Annotated in this window: 16 protein-coding genes and 1 other RNA gene; 9 read left to right on the top strand and 8 right to left on the bottom strand. The window is 50.6% G+C overall.

The window, feature by feature from the left end; genetic code table 11:
- Positions 1–19: 19 nt before the first annotated feature.
- Positions 20–1,039, bottom strand: a complete 1,020-nt coding sequence (locus tag JNC77_RS01500; RefSeq protein ID WP_374828953.1) for a YeiH family protein — start codon at positions 1,037–1,039, stop codon at positions 20–22.
- Between the two features lie 109 nt (positions 1,040–1,148).
- Between JNC77_RS01500 and JNC77_RS01495 the strand changes: the two genes are divergently transcribed.
- Positions 1,149–2,030 carry a LysR family transcriptional regulator gene (locus JNC77_RS01495; protein WP_374828952.1) on the top strand — a complete coding sequence of 294 codons (882 nt, stop codon included), beginning with the start codon at positions 1,149–1,151 and terminating at the stop codon, positions 2,028–2,030.
- On the opposite strand, the gene JNC77_RS01490 is transcribed toward JNC77_RS01495, so the two are convergent.
- The 5 genes from JNC77_RS01490 to ffs all read right to left on the bottom strand — a co-directional run bounded on the left by JNC77_RS01490 (position 2,031) and on the right by ffs (position 6,426).
- A complete protein-coding gene (locus JNC77_RS01490) occupies positions 2,031–3,299 on the bottom strand; it encodes a lytic murein transglycosylase (RefSeq protein ID WP_374828951.1) in 1,269 nt (422 codons plus the stop codon).
- Between the two features lie 17 nt (positions 3,300–3,316).
- A complete protein-coding gene (gene recR, locus JNC77_RS01485; RefSeq protein WP_374828950.1) occupies positions 3,317–3,922 on the bottom strand; it encodes a recombination mediator RecR in 606 nt (201 codons plus the stop codon).
- Positions 3,923–3,991: 69 nt separating this feature from the next.
- Complete coding sequence (locus tag JNC77_RS01480; RefSeq protein WP_374828949.1) at positions 3,992–4,315, bottom strand: YbaB/EbfC family nucleoid-associated protein; 324 nt, start codon at positions 4,313–4,315, stop codon at positions 3,992–3,994.
- A 64-nt stretch (positions 4,316–4,379) separates the two neighbouring features.
- Positions 4,380–6,194 (bottom strand): DNA polymerase III subunit gamma/tau, encoded by a 1,815-nt coding sequence (locus JNC77_RS01475; RefSeq protein WP_374828948.1) that lies wholly within the window; start codon positions 6,192–6,194, stop codon positions 4,380–4,382.
- A 135-nt stretch (positions 6,195–6,329) separates the two neighbouring features.
- Positions 6,330–6,426, bottom strand: an RNA gene (gene ffs, locus JNC77_RS01470) — signal recognition particle sRNA small type.
- A 70-nt stretch (positions 6,427–6,496) separates the two neighbouring features.
- Between ffs and JNC77_RS01465 the strand changes: the two genes are divergently transcribed.
- Both JNC77_RS01465 and nudC read left to right on the top strand, forming a co-directional pair.
- Positions 6,497–6,901 (top strand): HIT domain-containing protein, encoded by a 405-nt coding sequence (locus JNC77_RS01465; RefSeq protein WP_374828947.1) that lies wholly within the window; start codon positions 6,497–6,499, stop codon positions 6,899–6,901.
- Positions 6,902–6,929: 28 nt separating this feature from the next.
- A complete protein-coding gene (gene nudC, locus JNC77_RS01460) occupies positions 6,930–7,877 on the top strand; it encodes an NAD(+) diphosphatase (protein ID WP_374828946.1) in 948 nt (315 codons plus the stop codon).
- Positions 7,878–7,914: 37 nt separating this feature from the next.
- On the opposite strand, the gene JNC77_RS01455 is transcribed toward nudC, so the two are convergent.
- Together JNC77_RS01455 and JNC77_RS01450 are read right to left on the bottom strand one after the other, a co-directional pair.
- Positions 7,915–8,793 (bottom strand): prephenate dehydratase, encoded by an 879-nt coding sequence (locus JNC77_RS01455; RefSeq protein WP_374828945.1) that lies wholly within the window; start codon positions 8,791–8,793, stop codon positions 7,915–7,917.
- A gap of 69 nt (positions 8,794–8,862) precedes the next feature.
- Positions 8,863–9,621 carry a 3-deoxy-manno-octulosonate cytidylyltransferase gene (locus JNC77_RS01450; protein WP_374828944.1) on the bottom strand — a complete coding sequence of 253 codons (759 nt, stop codon included), beginning with the start codon at positions 9,619–9,621 and terminating at the stop codon, positions 8,863–8,865.
- Between the two features lie 228 nt (positions 9,622–9,849).
- On the opposite strand from JNC77_RS01450, the gene JNC77_RS01445 reads away from it, so the two are divergent.
- From JNC77_RS01445 to JNC77_RS01420, 6 genes are all read left to right on the top strand, one after another.
- Positions 9,850–10,554, top strand: coding sequence for a c-type cytochrome (locus JNC77_RS01445; protein WP_374828943.1), 705 nt, complete (start codon positions 9,850–9,852; stop codon positions 10,552–10,554).
- Positions 10,555–10,700: 146 nt separating this feature from the next.
- Positions 10,701–12,542, top strand: a complete 1,842-nt coding sequence (locus JNC77_RS01440) for an extracellular solute-binding protein (RefSeq protein ID WP_374828942.1) — start codon at positions 10,701–10,703, stop codon at positions 12,540–12,542.
- A 158-nt stretch (positions 12,543–12,700) separates the two neighbouring features.
- Entirely contained in the window at positions 12,701–13,798 is a 1,098-nt protein-coding gene (locus tag JNC77_RS01435; protein WP_374828941.1) for a microcin C ABC transporter permease YejB, read from the top strand.
- Positions 13,798–14,937, top strand: coding sequence for an ABC transporter permease (locus JNC77_RS01430; RefSeq protein ID WP_374828940.1), 1,140 nt, complete (start codon positions 13,798–13,800; stop codon positions 14,935–14,937). Before JNC77_RS01435 ends, JNC77_RS01430 begins: the two co-directional genes overlap by 1 nt.
- Positions 14,934–16,568, top strand: a complete 1,635-nt coding sequence (locus JNC77_RS01425) for an ABC transporter ATP-binding protein (protein ID WP_374828939.1) — start codon at positions 14,934–14,936, stop codon at positions 16,566–16,568. The genes JNC77_RS01430 and JNC77_RS01425 overlap by 4 nt, the downstream gene beginning before the upstream one ends.
- The gene (locus tag JNC77_RS01420) at positions 16,565–17,533 is read left to right on the top strand and encodes a 2-hydroxyacid dehydrogenase (protein ID WP_374828938.1); all 969 of its coding nucleotides are present in this window, start codon (positions 16,565–16,567) and stop codon (positions 17,531–17,533) included. The genes JNC77_RS01425 and JNC77_RS01420 overlap by 4 nt, the downstream gene beginning before the upstream one ends.
- The last annotated feature ends 4 nt before the right edge of the window (positions 17,534–17,537 follow it).

Here is a 17,537-nt window from a genome sequence, read left to right as displayed (position 1 = left end):
TACCTAAAACCTGCACAAATCAGGCGATCTGCAACAACAGAATGAAGCCGTAGCTGATGGTTCCCAAGAACAGCAAAGACAGAACGGCTGTCAGTGTTACCCGCCCGCCAGCCTGTGCCACGGAGCGCACATCAACGCCCAAGCCGAGTGCTGCCATCGAAATAATCGTCAGCACTGTTGCAGTATGCTGGATAATTGGCAGCAGCGCTTCAGGAATGGCACCCAATGAGCGCAAAGCCATCATACCCAAAAAACCGATAATGAACCAAGGCACCAGTTTGCTCAAACCTGGTCGTGCATTGGCCTGACTATTGCCATAGATCAGCGCCAACACGAGAATAACCGGCCCCAGCATCAAAACACGCACCAGTTTGACCAATGTACCCAATTGAAGGCTCAACGCGCTCACAGGGGCTGTTGCGGCCAAAACCTGCGGCACTGCATAAACTGTCAAACCAGCCATCACACCATATTGGGTGAAAGACATGTCGAGAAGCGGCACCAGCAGGGGCAGAAGCAGAACGACCACCACGCCTAAAATAGCTGTAAACGCAATCGACGCTGCCACATCATCGCTTTTGGCTTCAATGACGGGCGCTGCGGCAGCAATAGCCGAGTTGCCACAAATCGAATTACCGCAAGCAACCAGCATCGCCATTTTTGATGGTAGATGCAGCAAACGCCCGATGCCGTAGCTCACTGCAATCGTCAGCATCACAATGGCGGCAATCCCGGTAATCAACCCAGCGCCTGCCGCGACAATCGCTGATGTACTGATGGATGCACCAAGCAGAACCACGGCAATTTCCAGCAGCATTTTGGCCGAAAAATTGATACCGCTCGTAAATCTTGCAGACGGGCGCAAGGTTGAACGAATAGAGGTTCCGAGCAAAATTGCCAGCACCAGCGCTTCCAACCATGCGCGGCCAAAAATTTCGGCTTCAACCATTTCCAGCCCAACTGCCACCAGTGCAACGCCACTGCTCAGCAGCACGCCCCGCCAATTTTTATCAACAAATGCGATTAATTTTTCTGTCATTGCCATACACTTCGAGAATTATTTTCTCATCTTATGCAATAAATCGTCTGTTCAATCCATTTCATTATATGGCATGATATATTAGACAAAATCGAATGATGGTGACGCAATGACACTGGAACAGCTGCGCATTTTTATTGCTGTCGCGGAAAAAGAACATCTGACACAAGCAGCCGGTGCGTTGCGCCTCACGCCTTCAGCCGTGAGTTCTGCCATCCGTACACTGGAAGATCGCTATAGTGCGACGCTCTTCAACCGGATTGGCCGCCGTATTGAACTGACCGATGACGGACGGATTTTTCTGGATGAAGCACGCGCCACCTTGGCACGTGCGCGAGCGGCCGAACTGACCTTGTCGGAACTTGGCGGCTTGAAACGCGGTAGCCTCACCATTTTTGCCAGCCAGACCATTGCCAGCTATTGGCTGCCGCCATGGCTTGCCCTTTTTAAAGCACAGTTTCCGGCCATCGTGGTGGATTTACATATCGGCAATACGCATAGCGTTGCTGAAGCCACCCGTGACGGCAGCGCTGATCTGGGCTTTGTGGAAGGCACTATTCATGAGCCAAGCCTGCAAATAAAACGCGTGGGTGAAGATCAACTCATTCTGGTGGTCGGCAAAACCCATCCGTGGATTGCTAAGCCACCAACTGGTTTTGCTGATCTTATTCAAGACGGGCAATGGATTTTACGCGAACAGGGTTCCGGCACCCGAGCCGTTTATGAAGATGCTTTGCGCGCACAAGGCTTTATGCCTGAGCAATTAAAAATCGCGTTGGAACTGCCTTCCAATGAAGCAGTTTGCTCAGCCGTTCAATCCGGTGTCTACACAACTGTCATCTCGGAACTAGCAGCGGCACCGCATCTTTTAACTCAAAATTTGATCAAAATAGAGCTTCCTTTGCCGCAGCGTCAATTTCTGTTGGTTTCGCATAAAGAGCGCTACCGCACCAAAGCCGCCCATGCCTTGATTGACCTACTACCTTCATAATCAGCGAATTTGTTTCAACAAAGCCTGATCTGGAAAACAGGTTGGTTGCAATCCGGCTTTAGTTTGCCAAAGGCCAATGGAACGGCGGGTTTTAAAACCGACCAATCCGTCCGGATTGCCGACATCAAGCCCATGCCCTTGCAGCTTTTTCTGCATCGCCGCCACATCGGAGCGGTACATATGACCAACTGCGCCCCAAGGCTGTTGGAAATTGCCAGCACCATAAGCGATACGGTCGCCAACATGCCCAATAAACAGAGCATAAAGATCGCTCATATTATAGGCTTTCAGCACATAAAAATTGGGTGTGACGATAAAGGCCGGACCATGCCGACCGGCTGGCATCAGCAAGAAGCCATCGCCCTTCAATTCATGCGCCGGAAAGGCTTTGCCGTTCACACGTTTGATACCAAGACGCGCCCATTCAGCAATGGTTTTGCCCTGATCGGGGCCTTCCAGCGAGCAGGAAAGGTTTTCTGGTACATTGACCTCAAAGCCCCAATCGCGCCCGCGCTGCCAGCCGGAATGATGCAGATAATTAGCAATTGAGCCGAGCGTATCCGGCACTGAATTCCAAATGTCGCGTTTGCCGTCGCCATCAAAATCCACCGCATGCTGCAAATAAGAGGTAGGCATGAATTGCGGCTGGCCTAATGCGCCAGCCCATGAACTTTTCATGGAGCCCACTTCAATGTAACCACGCTGGATAATTTGCAGGGCTGCGATCAGTTCTTTGCGAAACATATCTTTGCGTGTCGCCATAAAAGCTTTGGTGCCAAGCACCTCAAACGCATTATAGGGAATTTTCACCCCGCCAAAACCCGATTCACGCCCCCAGACAGCCAGCAACGTCTGTTTCGGCACGCCATATTGCTTTTCGATAGCACCAAGCACAGACGCATATTGTTTCAAACGTGCCTGCCCGCCTTGGGTCAGTTGTTGCATGGTTTTGGCATTAAAATAATTGGCTGGCGCGCCAAATTCTGCCTGTGTCTGTTTTTTAGGTGTTGTCGGTTTGGTGCCAGGAACCACCAGATCCGGCAGTTTCCAATTGATACTCACACCAGCAAAAGCTTTGTTGAAAGTGCCGCTCGAGACACCCGCCGCTTGAGCCTCAGGCCACAGGTCTTTGGCGAGCCAGTTCTGAAAAGCTTTTTCCGTGGCGGCTTGATTTACTTGCGCTTGTGCCAAACTCAAACTTGCAAAAAGGGCGATAAGACCAAACAAAAACCGCGACAGGATTTGGAAGAAATACTCACGGTTTTGCATGGATTAAAACCCTTTTATTAAAAACTGGTACGTGCCCGCAGTGCCGCCGACAAAGTGCCTTCGTCCAGATAATCCAGTTCGCCACCCACCGGCACACCATGCGCCAATCGAGTGACTTTCACTTCAAAACCGGTCAATTGATCGGTGATGTAATGGGCGGTGGTTTGCCCTTCAACAGTGGCATTCACCGCCAGAATGACTTCTTTAATCACGCCTTCGGACACCCGTTCCACCAGTGTGCGGATATTCAAATCATCAGGGCCAATACCATCAAGCGGCGACAAACGCCCGCCCAGCACATGGTAGCCGACATTCATAGTGCCAGCGCGCTCCAATGCCCAGAGATCAGACACATCTTCCACCACGATCAGCACGGAAGGATCACGGCGCGGATCGGTACAAATGGTGCAAGGCTGGGTGGTATCGACATTACCGCATGTATGGCAGATGCGAACTTTTTCGGCAGCCTCCTGCATGGCGCCACCAAGCGGCACCAGCAATGCTTCTTTTTTCTTAATCAGATGCAAAGCAGCACGACGTGCCGAACGCGGCCCCAACCCCGGCACCCGTGCCAAGAGCTGAATCAAGCGTTCGATTTCGGGGCCGGCAATACGTTTGGACATGTTTTATGCAATCAATGAGGAGTCATGAAAACGGCAGTGTTTTGCTACACTGCCGTATGTTTTATGCAATCAGAACGGTAGTTTGAAACCCGGAGGAATTGGCAGACCAGCGGTGAGAGCTTGTGTTTTTTCAGCCATTTGGGCTTCCAGCTTTGCCTTGGCATCATTGTGTGCTGCAATGATCAGGTCTTCCAAAATCTCGCCTTCGCCCTCTTTCATCATCGAGGGATCGATATTGAGCGCCGACAAAGTGCCTTTGCCGGAAAGAGTCACAGAAACCAAACCGCCACCAGATTGAGCTGTGGTTTCCAGATTGGCGATTTCTTCCTGCATGACTTTCATCTTAGCCTGCATTTCTTTCGCCTGTTTCATCATGCCAAGCATGTCACGCATAAGAATTTCTCCTGTTCAGAACGCATATTGCAAATAGCTACATGCGACGAATCAAACTGATCGATTATTCATCGTCGTCATGTGATATATCGATGAGGTCTGCGTCCATATCAATATCCAGATCAGAATTTTCCGGTGCTGAAATGCGCACGTCAGTAATTTTTGCGCCTGGAAAGGCCGCCAAAATAGCAGCGACATCCGGATCAGCGCGCGCATCCGTCACCAGATTTTCACGGCGCTCACTTTCAGCCTGTGCAACAGTTTTGCCTTCGACATTACGCGCAACCGTCACAACCCAGCGCACCCCAGTCCATTCAAGCAGCTTTTGCGAAATATCGCTGACCAAGCTTTTGGGTGCATCATCGGTCAGGCCAATTTCCAATCGGCCTGGTGCAATGCTGGACAATTTTACATAATTTTTAACGAGAATTTTGAATTGTACATCACGATGCTGATCGGCCAGTGCAACTATATCTTCCAGACTTTTAAGCGGAACCGCCGGAGCTTCCTGAACCGGCTCCGTCTGAACTCGTTGCTGAGCTGGTACGCTATCAGGTGTTGTTTCAACCAAGCGCATAGCTGTCGCAGCGCCACCATTGCCACTGGAAGATGCCATCATCATGCCCGACACAGCCTGTGCCTGATGACCAGCACCGCCGCCATTACCACCACCGGATGACGGAGCAGCAGAACCGGTCGTACGGGTACTATGTTCACCGCTTTGCAAGGTCTTTAAAGCTTCATCCAATGTCGGCAAGTCCGCGGCATGAGCCAAGCGAATCAGCAACATTTCGGCAGCTTGTACGGGGCGCGGCGCGGTTTCGACTTCCGCAATGCCCTTCAACAGCATCTGCCATGTACGTGACAGCACACGGATGGATAGGCGACTGGCAAAATCACGACCGCGACTGCGCTCATCTTCCGAGATCGAAGCATCATCGGCAATGTCCGGCGTAAAGCGCAGACGCGTGACCAAATGATTAAAATCAGCCAGATCAGTCAGCACAACCGCCGGATCAGCACCGACATCATATTGGGCGCGGAATTCTTTCAAAACACCGGCCACATCACCGCGCATCAGCATTTCAAACAGATCGATAATGCGTGCCCGATCGGCAAGCCCCAGCATGGCACGCACCGCATCGGGCTCCACCATGCCGCTGCCATGGGCAATGGCCTGATCGAAAATCGACAGACTATCGCGCACCGAGCCTTCACCAGCGCGCGCAATCATCGCAAGCGATATGTCATCGACATCAATTTGCTCAAGACCAGCAATTTTACGCAAATGTTTAGCCAAGGTGCCTGATTCGATGCGACGCAGATCAAAGCGCTGACAGCGCGACAGAACCGTGATCGGCACTTTGCGAATTTCTGTAGTCGCAAAAATAAATTTCACATGCGGCGGCGGCTCTTCCAGTGTTTTCAACAGGCCGTTGAAAGCCTGCGTGGAGAGCATATGCACCTCATCGATGATATAGACTTTGTAACGCGCCGAAACAGGCCGGTAACGCACCTGCTCGATAATCTCTCGAATATCATCAATACCTGTATGTGAGGCGGCGTCCATCTCGATCACGTCGACATGGCGGCCTTCCATGATCGCCTGACAATGTTCGCCCATAACCGACAGATTGATGGTTGGCTGATGAACGCTGTCAGATTCGTAATTGAGAGCGCGCGCCAAAATACGCGCAGTAGTGGTTTTCCCCACTCCGCGAACCCCTGTCAGCATCCATGCTTGTGCAATGCGTGAGGTTTCAAACGCATTGGAAAGGGTGCGTACCATTGGCTCCTGGCCAATGAGATCATCAAAGTTTTGCGGGCGGTATTTTCGAGCCAGAACGCGATAAGCGCCGTCTGCGGATGTCGTGTCCATTCAAGACCCTTCCGTTATCTGTTCGCTCGTATCTTCATCAATTGTTCGGGCGAGTATTGAAAGCTTAACACAGTTTGAAGCTGCGATGCCAATACACAAGACGTGTCCCGCACAAGAAAAAGAGGAAGGAAAAAGGTGGGAGGCTGGCACGGCGACCCGTGCCTTGCTCGTTAGGGCTGCTTCCTTCCGGACCTGACCCGGTTGGCGAGTGGCTCGTCCACCACCAACCTCCCAAGGTTCATATCGTCAATTCGGCTACAAAAAGCAAGCCATGTTCAAAAAAAACTGTTATTGATTGCATTATGAAACAGTTCACTCTCGATGACAGGCTTAATGCCGACACTTTTCCAGTGCTGTCGCTTGGTCTTTGTGACTTGCGGCTGATGAATGATCAACGCTGGCCGTGGTTGATTCTGATCCCGCGTCGCCCTGATTTGAGCGAGCTTTTCGATTTAACTCCGCTCGATCAGACCATGCTGACATTCGAATCAGACATGGTGGCCAAAGCGTTGAAAAACGTCACCGGCTGCGACAAGATCAATATCGGCGCTTTGGGCAATATTGTGCGCCAGCTTCATTGCCATGTCATCGCACGCAATGAGGGTGACGCTGGTTGGCCGGGGCCTGTTTGGGGGCATGGTATCCGCGTGGCCTATAGTGAAAGTGAAGCCCAAAGCTTCATTGAAAAAATCCGTAACGCCCTATAATTTTCCAAAAATCAACAAAAGCATCCGCATGTCCCTTCCACTTTTTAGCTTACCCCATGACGAGCCAAGCAAACTGGTCGGCTTTGCCGGAAATCGTATTGATCGCCAGTCTGAAAAGCGTAGCGATACGGCAAGCCATGACGCATTGGGGCAAAGTAACACCCGCCTGATCGTGCTGGAAGGCGGCAAGCTGGTGCTGGATTATTCCGCCCCCTCCCATCCCCAGGTTCTTTTTAGCCTTGAGCAAGTGCAGCGCTTTCAGCCTGATCTGGACAATGCCATTTTACTCGGTGTGCTGGATGGTTATTCGGTGTTGGCCGTGAATGCGCTGATCAACACTGAAAGCTTGATCGAGCCGTTCAAAGCCATTCCTTATCGCAGTATCTATGTCGAGAATATTTTGCCCGACGATATGATCGGCGCAATGGCGGAGGCGATTGCCCTCGACGCCTGGCATAAAAATCACCAGTTCTGCGGGCGCTGCGGACAAAAAACCTCCATGCGCGCCGGTGGTTTTAAGCGTACTTGTGATGCTTGTAACACAGAAATGTTCCCGCGCACCGATCCGGTGGCGATCATGCTGCCGGTGCGTGGTGACAAGTGTATTTTGGCACGCAGCCCGCATTTTGCTCCCTTAACCTATTCATCATTGGCTGGTTTTATCGAGCCTGGCGAAACGATTGAGGCAGCAGTGCGCCGTGAAAGTGCAGAGGAAATGGGGCTCGATATCGGGCGGGTGGGCTATTATGCCAGCCAGCCTTGGCCGTTTCCTTATTCGCTGATGATCGGTTGCCACGCGGAAGTTTTATCCGATGATTTCACCGTTGATTTGAGCGAGTTGGAAGACGGACGCTGGTTTTCACGCGATGAAGTTCGCCTGATGCTTGCAGGTACTCATCCGAACGGGCTGATAACACCGCAGAAAAATGCCATTGCCAGCCATCTGATTGCCGCTTGGGCCAATCTGGACACATAAATAAAAAAGAGCCGGATAAACCGGCTCTTTTTTATTATTATTCTGCCGGAAGGGCAACTGTATCGCGGAAATCAGAGCCGCGATAAACGCCCAATATCCGTATCTCCGTTGTGAAAAAGCCCAGTTCTTCCAGCGCCAGACGCACGGAACGATCTTCAGGATGGCCTTCAATATCCGCATAAAACTGTGTCGCCGTAAAAGCGCCGCCAATCTGGTAGCTTTCCAGCTTGGTCATATTGACGCCATTGGTGGCAAAACCGCCAAGCGCCTTATAGAGAGCGGCTGGCACGTTGCGCACACGAAACACAAAAGTGGTCATGATGCGGCTGCCGTCGGTCGGGCGCGGTTCCCATTTTTTGGTTTTGGATAAAACAACAAAACGGGTGACGTTATCTTCAGCGTCCTCGACATTCTCTTCCAAAATATCAAGCCCATAAAGATCGGCTGCCAAACGTGGTGCAAGTGCAGCCATCGACTTGTCGCCGGCTTCTGAAACAATACGCGCAGCACCGGCCGTGTCACCGGCAATTACCGGTTTCCAGCCATTTTCGCGGATCACTTTGCGGCATTGTCCCAGCGCATGCACATGGCTGTGCACGCTTTTGATGTCTTTGCGCTTGGTGCCCGGCAAAACCATCAGTTGAAAATGGATTGGCAGGAAATATTCGCCGACAATATGCATATCGGACAATGGCAGCAGATAATGAATATCCGCCACGCGGCCAGCCAGGGTGTTTTCTATTGGAATCATCGCCAGATCTGCGGAACCACTTTCCACTGCATTAAAAGCATCCTCAAATGTCGGGCACGGCAGCGGCTCCATAGATTCAAACATATTACGGCAGGCGGTATCAGAATTAGCGCCTGCTTCCCCCTGAAATGAAATACGATTCGTTTTCACAGCCGTCTGTGTCATTTGGAATGCTTTCTACAATTGAAATTAAATGCCCCTAAGCAATCAATTTGTGAATGTTTTAAAGTTGTACTAAGCCTTTGATTGCTTTGAAAACTGATCATGTGCGATGAATTCGCGGGCGCGGTCGAGGTCTGCCGGAGTATCAACGCCTAAAGGTTGGCCGCTGACCAGTTCGACATCAATGCGCATACCATTTTCCAGTGCACGCAATTGTTCAAGGCTTTCCCTTTGTTCTAAATAGGAACGCCCCAAAGAGACAAAGCGCTCCAAAGCGGCGCGCTTGTAAGCATAAAGTCCGATGTGGTGATAAAGCGGGCCTTCACCCCACGGTGCTGTCGCACGGGTGAAATATAATGCGCGCAAACGATTCTCTTGCGCCAGCGGCGAGCCGACAATCTTCACGACATTCGGATTGGTTTTTTCTGATTCTTCAGTAATTTCAACGCCCAAAGTGGCGATATCGACAGCAGCATCATGCAGTGGTGCCAAAGCCTTGATAATCAGCTCGGCTTCAATCGTTGGCAGGTCACCCTGCACATTGATAACCGCCTCCACCAAACCATCAGGATCAAGCGTTTGAAGCGCTTCATAAATACGGTCAGAACCCGATTCGTGATCGCTGCGTGTCATCACAGCTTCCAGTCCATGCGCCTGAACGGCCTGTAAAACCTCCGGACTATCGGTTGCAACAACAGTGCGCCCAAGCTTTGCCGCATGGGCCCGCTCGGCCACATGCACGATCATCGGCTTGCCGCAAATATCGGCCAAAGGCTTGCCGGGCAAACGGGTGGAACCCATTCTTGCAGGAATTATCGTCAAGGTTTTCATGGTCTTCAACTTACGTTAGAAATTGAACAGAACAGACAGGATTGCCGGACATTACTGATAAAGTGTCAAAACGTCACGGGTGTTGCACCCCTTATAAGTGTTGCAAGAAAGAAGTAAAAGCCCTAGTTTCCCGCCCAATGCGGGGATTTTATAACGATGTTTGCCTTCCAAATGAGGTCTATCAAACCGGCTTTGGAAAGCGTCATGGTAGAGGAGCGCTGACCACCGATGCAATCTAGCCGAGCTAATATGTTTTTCATGGCCCTGTTGGGCACTGTCTTTATCGTCATGACAATAAGCCTTCTGTCTGATTCGCTGTTTCATTCGCCAGTACCTGAAAAAGAAGGTTTCGTGATTGAAGTTGCTGAAGGAGATGCGCCGGCTGCCGGTGGTGGAGCGCCTGCCAAAGAAGAAGTTTCGATCGCAACACTCTTGCAATCAGCTGATCCAGCACGCGGCCAGAATGTCTTTAAGCGTTGCGCAGCCTGTCACACCAACGAAAAAGGCGGTGCCAACAAGGTTGGTCCTAACCTTTATGATATCGTAGACCGTCCGGCCGCTTCTGTTGATGGCTTCGGCTATTCGGCTGCGATGAAAGAATTTGGGGCCGGTGGCAACAAATGGGATTTTGATCACCTCAATCAGTTCCTGACCTCACCAAAAGGCTTCATCAAAGGCACAAGCATGGGCTTTGCCGGCGACAAGAAAGACAATGAACGCGCTGATCTGATCGCTTTCCTTGCCACTCTTGCCGACAATCCGGTGCCGATGCCAAGTGTTGATGCTGCACCTGCGGAAGCTCCGGCAGAAGACAAACCAGCTGAAGCTGCGCCGACAGAAGCACCGGCACAGGAAACGCCAGCCGCAGAAGAACCGGCTAAGGAAGAAACTGCACCGGCTGAAGAAGCGCCCGCACCGGCTCCGGCCAACTAAAATCTGTACATTCGACTTAAAAGCCGGATCATTTGATCCGGCTTTTTTTATTTACTCATAGTTTGTGCAAGCAACACCTTTATTCCTCCACAAAAATCAATAAGTTGTTTCCTATTAATAGGTTCAATAATCATGGAGGCGTTTTGATGCAGCTATTGGGGATCGGTGCTACCATTATATCGGTATTGGCAGGAACAATCGCACTCTCATATGCAGATGAGCCGCAATGGCGCACGGCAACCAGCCTGACCGGTGATGCCTCTCATGATGAGAATTTCACCCGCTATGATTATGTAAATCCCGATGCGCCCAAAGGCGGCACGCTCAATCAAGTGGGTGTCGGCAGTTATGACAGTCTCAACCCTTATGTGGTGCAAGGGGTTCCTGCTGCCGGTCTTGTCGAATTTGGCGGCGGTTTATTATATGATACATTGATGAGTGATGCCCTTGATCAGGGGTCAACAATGTATCCGCTGATTGCCGAAGCCACCCAATACCCCGATGATTTTTCATGGGTAAAATTCAAACTCAATGAAAAAGCCCGCTGGCACGATGGCGAACCGATCACCGTCGAGGACGTGATCTGGTCTTTTGACGTTTTGAAAAAACAATCGCCTATGTATAATAAATATTATGCAGATGTGACGAGCGCTGAAAAAACCGGCGACCATGAGGTGAAGTTCACCTTTTCACAGAAAAACAATCGCGAACTACCGCAAATTTTAGGTCAATTGGCCGTCTTGCCCAAACATTGGTGGGAGGGCAAAGATTCAACAGGCAAACAGCGTGACATTACCCGCCCGACATTGGAAAAACCATTAGGTTCAAGTGCTTATAAAATAGAAACTACGGTTCCGGGTAAAACCATTATCTGGTCGCGTGTTGATGATTATTGGGGCAAAGATTTGCCCGTCAATGTTGGTCGCAATAATTTTGACCATATCAAATACGAATATTTCCTCAGCGAAGATGCCACTTGGGAAGCTTTCAAAAAAGGCGGCATCTATGATTACCGCCTTGAAAACAGAGCGCAGCGCTGGGCAGAGCAGTATAATTTTCCGGCCTTTGAACGCGGCGATGTGGTAAAAAAAAGCTTCGAAATTCACTCTTTCGGTCGCATGCAGGGCTATTTCCTCAACAACCGCAAAGAGAAATTCAGCAATATCAAAGTGCGCGAAGCACTGACATTGCTGTTTGATTTTGAATCTGCCAACCGCATGCTGTTTTATAACCAATATAAGCGGATCAACAGCTATTTTGCCGGTATAGATTTGGCCTCATCTGGCCTGCCGGATGGTCGGGAGAAAAAAATTCTGGAAACCGTGCGTGAAGAAATTCCGGCAGAAGTTTTCACAGAAGAATTCAAGCTACCTGTTTTTGATACGCCACAAGCAACCCGTAATAATTTACGTGAAGCGATGCGCCTCTTTGCAGAAGCCGGTTGGACGCCTAAAGACGGCAAGTTGAAAAATGCTGCCGGTCAAACCTTCAGCATTGAGTTTTTAGGTAAAGATCAGACCGATGAGCGCATCTTCAATCCATATATCAGCAATCTGCGCCGCGTCGGTATTGATGCCTCAATCCGTATTGTTGATGCCGCCCAATATCAGGCACGCGTCAATGATTTTGACTATGATGTGATGTCCACCATCATTGCGCAATCTTATTCACCAGGCAATGAACAACGCGACTTCTGGGGTTCAAAAGCCGCTGATTTTAAAGGCAGCCGCAATTATGCCGGTATAAAAAATCCGGCAATCGACAAACTCATTGATTTTGTCATTTATGCCAAAGACCGTGACGAGCTGGTGGCCGCAACCCATGCCCTCGACCGTGTTTTGTTGTGGAACTATTATGTTATTCCGCAATGGTATTCCGAAACCATCAATATCGCCCATTGGAACAAATTCGGCATGCCCGATAAACAACCTGACTATGCAGGTATTGATCCCTTCTCATGGTGGATTTTGCCACAAAAAAACAATTAAAGACCTTAACAACCAAAAGGAAACGAATAAGGCTTAAGATAAGCCAATGAGTTGATTTCCTTTTGGCCATAAGCGCATAAAAGAAAAATGAAGACGAGATACGATGCGCGGTGAAAGTTTTTTTCACCGCGACGTCAACTAACAGTTAAGGCGAATAAATGGGTGCCTATATTTTACGCCGCTTATTGCTGATGATCCCGACCATGCTGGGGATTATGGCAATTTCCTTCGCCGTGGTGCAATTTGCGCCGGGCGGACCGGTGGAGCGGGTGATTGCACAATTATCCGGACAAGGTGGCGATGCATTAGACCGTCTTTCCGGCGGTGGCGGCGACATGAACCAAGGCAATAGTTTTGAAAGCCCGTCCGGCTCCAAATATCGCGGTGCCCAAGGCCTTGATCCGGAATTTATTGCAAGTCTCGAAAAGCAGTTCGGCTTTGACAAACCGCCATTGGAACGCTTTGGCCAGATGCTGTGGAACTATATGCGCTTTGATTTCGGCACCAGCTATTTCCGCGATATCAGCGTGCTGGATCTGATCAAAGAGAAAATGCCGGTTTCCATCTCATTGGGGCTGTGGCTAACTTTTTTGTCTTATTCCATTTCCATTCCGCTCGGCATCCGCAAAGCGCTGAAAGACGGCTCCCGTTTTGACACCTGGACGAGTGCTGTGGTGATTGTCGCTTATGCGGTTCCAAGTTTTCTGTTTGCGATTTTACTGGTGGTGCTTTTTGCCGGTGGCTCGTTCTTCGACCTCTTTCCGCTGCGTGGCATCACTTCAGATAATTTTGACCAGCTCAGTCTTTTCGGCAAAATCGCTGATTATCTCTGGCATATGGCTTTGCCGGTAACAGCGCTTGTACTCTCGGCTTTTGCCACCACGACTTTGCTGACCAAAAACTCCTTTCTCGAAGAAATCCGCAAGCAATATGTAACAACAGCACGCGCAAAAGGCTTGAATGAGCGTCAGGTGCTTTACGGCCATGTTTTCCGCAATGCGATGCTGATTGTCATCGCCGGTTTTCCGGGCGCCTTTATCTCGGCTTTTTTCACGGGCTCCTTGCTGATCGAAACGATCTTCTCGCTCGACGGGCTTGGTCTGCTTGGTTACCAGTCCATTCTCAACCGTGATTATCCTGTGGTTTTTGCAACACTTTTCATTTTCTCGCTCGTCGGCCTGTTTGTCAGCCTTCTCTCCGATCTGACCTATACGTGGATTGATCCGCGTATTGATTTCGAGCGGAGGGACGTGTGATGAGCGACGCAATATCCGTGAATACGCAACCGAAAGTCAAACGCCCTTTTTTGTCGCCGCTCAACCAAAGACGCTGGCGCAATTTTAAGGCACATCGCCGTGGCTGGTATTCCTTATGGATTTTTTCCTTCCTATTGATTGCAGCCCTTTGCTCGGAACTCATCGCCAATGACCGCCCTATTCTGGTGTCATACAAAGGTGAGTTGTTAGTTCCTGTCCTGATCAACTATCCGGAAGAAAAATTCGGCGGTTTTTATGCAGTCACCGATTATCGTGATCCGGTCATTCAGGACGAAATCAACAGCAATGGCTGGGCTTTATGGCCGCCGGTTCGCTATTCATACCGCACGGTCAATGACGCCATTCCACAGGCTGCTCCTTCCAAACCCTTTTGGCTTTACAGCAAGCAAGAACGTTGCCAGCATTATCCGCTCGGCGTTGATGACCCGAACTGTATCTTCGGCAATATGAACCTGCTGGGCACCGACGATCAGGCACGTGACGTGTTTGCCCGTGCCCTTTACGGCTTCCGCATTTCAGTGCTCTTCGGCCTTGTGCTCACAGCTGCATCCGCCGTTATCGGCGTGGCGGCTGGCGCTGTGCAGGGTTATTTTGGTGGCTGGGTGGATTTGCTGTTCCAGCGTTTCATCGAAATCTGGTCATCCATTCCGGTGCTTTACCTGCTGTTGATTATTGCCGCGATCCTGCCGCCCGGATTCTGGGTGCTGCTTGGAATCATGCTTTTATTCTCATGGGTGGCCTTTGTCGGCGTGGTGCGTGCCGAATTCTTGCGCGCCCGTAATTTTGAATATGTCAATGCGGCCCGCGCATTAGGTGTTTCCAACCTCACCATTATGTGGCGGCACTTACTTCCCAATGCGATGGTGGCAACACTCACCTTCCTGCCATTTATTTTAAACGGCTCGATCACCACCCTCACCTCGCTCGATTTCTTAGGCTTCGGCCTGCCACCGGGTTCTGCCTCGTTGGGTGAATTGCTGGCGCAGGGTAAAAACAATCTGCAAGCCCCGTGGCTTGGTATCACCGGCTTTGCCGTCATCTCTGTCATGCTGTCGCTGCTGATCTTTATTGGTGAAGCCACACGCGATGCTTTTGACCCGCGAAAGTCGTTTCAATGAGCCATCAACAACCATTACTCTCCGTTGAAGACCTCTCGGTTGCCTTTCATCAGGATGGCCGTACCAGCACTGCTGTCGATCATATTTCATTCAAGATCGACAAAGGCGAAACTGTTGCACTGGTTGGTGAATCGGGTTCCGGTAAATCCGTTTCCGCTTTATCCGTGATGAAACTCTTAGCCTATCCGCCGGCCAGCCACCCAAGTGGTAAAATTCTGTTTGAAGGCAAAGACCTGCTAAGCTTACCGGAAGCGGAATTGCGAAAAGTGCGTGGTAACGACATTACCATGATTTTTCAGGAACCGATGACCTCACTCAATCCGTTGCATGTGATTGAAAAACAGATCAGCGAAATCCTGAAAATGCATCAGGGCATGAGCGATAAAGCAGCCCGCGCCCGCACGCTGGAACTCTTGCATGAAGTTGGTATCCGCGAACCGGAAAAGCGTCTGCAATCCTATCCGCATCAGCTCTCCGGTGGCCAGCGTCAGCGCATCATGATTGCCATGGCGCTTGCCAATAAGCCAAAACTACTGATTGCCGATGAACCAACCACGGCGCTGGATGTCACCGTTCAGGCGCAGATTTTGCAATTGCTGGCCGATTTGAAAAAATCACAAGGCATGTCGCTGTTGTTCATCACCCATGATTTGGGCATTGTGCGCAAAATTGCCGATCGTGTCTGTGTGATGACCAAGGGCAAGATTGTCGAAAGCGGTAGAACCGCTGAAATTTTTGCCAATCCGCAGCATGAATATACCAAACATCTGCTGGCTGCCGAACCAAAAGGCATGCCGCCACGCTCTGACAAAACCGCACCTGTTGTTATGCAGGGGCGCGATATCAAAGTGTGGTTCCCGATTAAAAAAGGCTTCATGCGCAAGACGGTTGGCCATGTCAAAGCGGTCAACGGCATCAATGTGGAATTGCGTGCCGGACAAACGCTGGGCGTAGTGGGTGAATCCGGTTCCGGTAAAACCACTTTGGGGCTGGCGCTTTCGCGGATGATTTCATCTCAGGGCGAGATCCGTTTTGATGGTCGTGAAATCAACAAATACAGCTTTGCCGATATGCGCCCCCTTCGTCGTGAAATGCAGATTGTGTTTCAAGATCCGTTTGGATCACTCAGCCCGCGTATGCCGGTGGGTGAAATCATCTCTGAAGGTTTGCTGGTACATGAACCGAAACTTGACCATGATCAGCGCGATGAGCGGGTGGTGGAAGCCTTGCGCGAAGTGAAACTCGATGCAGAAGTGCGCTTCCGTTATCCGCATGAATTTTCCGGCGGTCAGCGCCAGCGCATCGCCATAGCACGCGCGATGGTTCTCAATCCTAAATTCGTCATGCTGGATGAGCCGACCTCAGCGCTCGACATGAGCGTTCAGGCGCAGGTGGTGGATTTGCTGCGCGATTTGCAAGCCAAGCATAATCTGGCTTATCTTTTCATCAGTCATGATCTTAAAGTCGTGCGGGCACTGGCCAATGATGTGCTGGTGATGCGCAATGGTCAGGCAGTCGAATACGGCCCGTCAGAGAAAGTCTTCTCTGAACCGGAAACGGATTATACCAAAGCACTGATGGCTGCTGCTTTCCATATGGAAACAGCTGATAAGGGGGGAATAAATCAATGAGCAAGAAAGACGCAAAATCGGGTAAAATCCTGTTGGCAACCTCTGGCTGGGATCCGGCCATCTGGATAGAAAACTTTGCTGCCAAAGCAAAGGGACGGGAAACCGTTTTGCCGGATGGTGATTTCAACCGCGAGGATGTGCATTATGCAGCCGTTTGGAAACAACAGCCCGGTTCATTGAAAAACCTGCCCAATCTGAAGATGATCATCTCGCTTGGTGCCGGTGTCGATCATGTTTTCCATGATCCGTTTATACCGGATGTGCCGATTGTGCGTGTCATCTCGCCTGATCTAACCATGCGTATGACCGAATATGTGGTGTGGCAGGTGCTTGACCATCATCGTTTGGGCGGACGTTATCGCCAGCAGCAGAAAGAAAAACTCTGGCATGAAGACCGCCGCCAGCCAGCAGCCAATGAAGTGACGGTCGGTATTTTGGGGCTTGGTGTTTTGGGAAGCGATGCTGCAGAAAAACTGATGAATATCGGTTTTAACGTCACCGGCTGGAGCCGCCGCGAGCGCAAGCTTGACGGCGTCACTACCTATCACGGGGCAGACGGCTTTAAAGCGTTTTTAAAAACCGCTGATATTTTCGTGTCTCTTTTGCCGCTGACACCGGACACTAAAGGGCTTTTGTCGATGTCGATGTTTGCGCAAATGAAAGAGGAAGGGCCGCTCGGCGCCCCCATCCTCATCAATGCCGGACGCGGTGGCTCACAAAATGAAGCCGATATTCTGGCAGCCCTTGATCGCGGCATGTTGTCCGCTGTGACCCTCGATGTCTTCCAGCAAGAACCATTGCCTGCTGACAGTCCGCTTTGGACGCATCCGAAGGTGACCATCACCCCGCATGCGGCAGCAGCCTCTTCGGCAAGTGCATTGGTGCCGGCAATCATCCAGCAGATTGAAGCTTTTGAGCGCGGAGAGCCTTTGCAAAACCTCGTTGACCGCACTAATCAATATTAGGGCA

This window comes from Paenochrobactrum pullorum (genome assembly GCF_041929845.1).
In the GTDB taxonomy this organism is placed as follows: Bacteria; Pseudomonadota; Alphaproteobacteria; order Rhizobiales; family Rhizobiaceae; genus Paenochrobactrum; species Paenochrobactrum pullorum.
This window is presented reverse-complemented; position numbering and strand designations above follow the sequence as displayed.

Bases quoted from the DNA above. Each gene is read 5' to 3' on its own strand.
- JNC77_RS01500 (WP_374828953.1), bottom strand. From the start codon at position 1,039: ATGACAGAAAAATTAATCGCATTTGTTGATAAAAATTGGCGGGGCGTG.
- JNC77_RS01495 (WP_374828952.1), top strand. From the start codon at position 1,149: ATGACACTGGAACAGCTGCGCATTTTTATTGCTGTCGCGGAAAAAGAA.
- JNC77_RS01490 (WP_374828951.1), bottom strand. From the start codon at position 3,299: ATGCAAAACCGTGAGTATTTCTTCCAAATCCTGTCGCGGTTTTTGTTT.
- recR (WP_374828950.1), bottom strand. From the start codon at position 3,922: ATGTCCAAACGTATTGCCGGCCCCGAAATCGAACGCTTGATTCAGCTC.
- JNC77_RS01480 (WP_374828949.1), bottom strand. From the start codon at position 4,315: ATGCGTGACATGCTTGGCATGATGAAACAGGCGAAAGAAATGCAGGCT.
- JNC77_RS01475 (WP_374828948.1), bottom strand. From the start codon at position 6,194: ATGGACACGACATCCGCAGACGGCGCTTATCGCGTTCTGGCTCGAAAA.
- JNC77_RS01465 (WP_374828947.1), top strand. From the start codon at position 6,497: ATGAAACAGTTCACTCTCGATGACAGGCTTAATGCCGACACTTTTCCA.
- nudC (WP_374828946.1), top strand. From the start codon at position 6,930: ATGTCCCTTCCACTTTTTAGCTTACCCCATGACGAGCCAAGCAAACTG.
- JNC77_RS01455 (WP_374828945.1), bottom strand. From the start codon at position 8,793: ATGACACAGACGGCTGTGAAAACGAATCGTATTTCATTTCAGGGGGAA.
- JNC77_RS01450 (WP_374828944.1), bottom strand. From the start codon at position 9,621: ATGAAAACCTTGACGATAATTCCTGCAAGAATGGGTTCCACCCGTTTG.
- JNC77_RS01445 (WP_374828943.1), top strand. From the start codon at position 9,850: ATGCAATCTAGCCGAGCTAATATGTTTTTCATGGCCCTGTTGGGCACT.
- JNC77_RS01440 (WP_374828942.1), top strand. From the start codon at position 10,701: ATGCAGCTATTGGGGATCGGTGCTACCATTATATCGGTATTGGCAGGA.
- JNC77_RS01435 (WP_374828941.1), top strand. From the start codon at position 12,701: ATGGGTGCCTATATTTTACGCCGCTTATTGCTGATGATCCCGACCATG.
- JNC77_RS01430 (WP_374828940.1), top strand. From the start codon at position 13,798: ATGAGCGACGCAATATCCGTGAATACGCAACCGAAAGTCAAACGCCCT.
- JNC77_RS01425 (WP_374828939.1), top strand. From the start codon at position 14,934: ATGAGCCATCAACAACCATTACTCTCCGTTGAAGACCTCTCGGTTGCC.
- JNC77_RS01420 (WP_374828938.1), top strand. From the start codon at position 16,565: ATGAGCAAGAAAGACGCAAAATCGGGTAAAATCCTGTTGGCAACCTCT.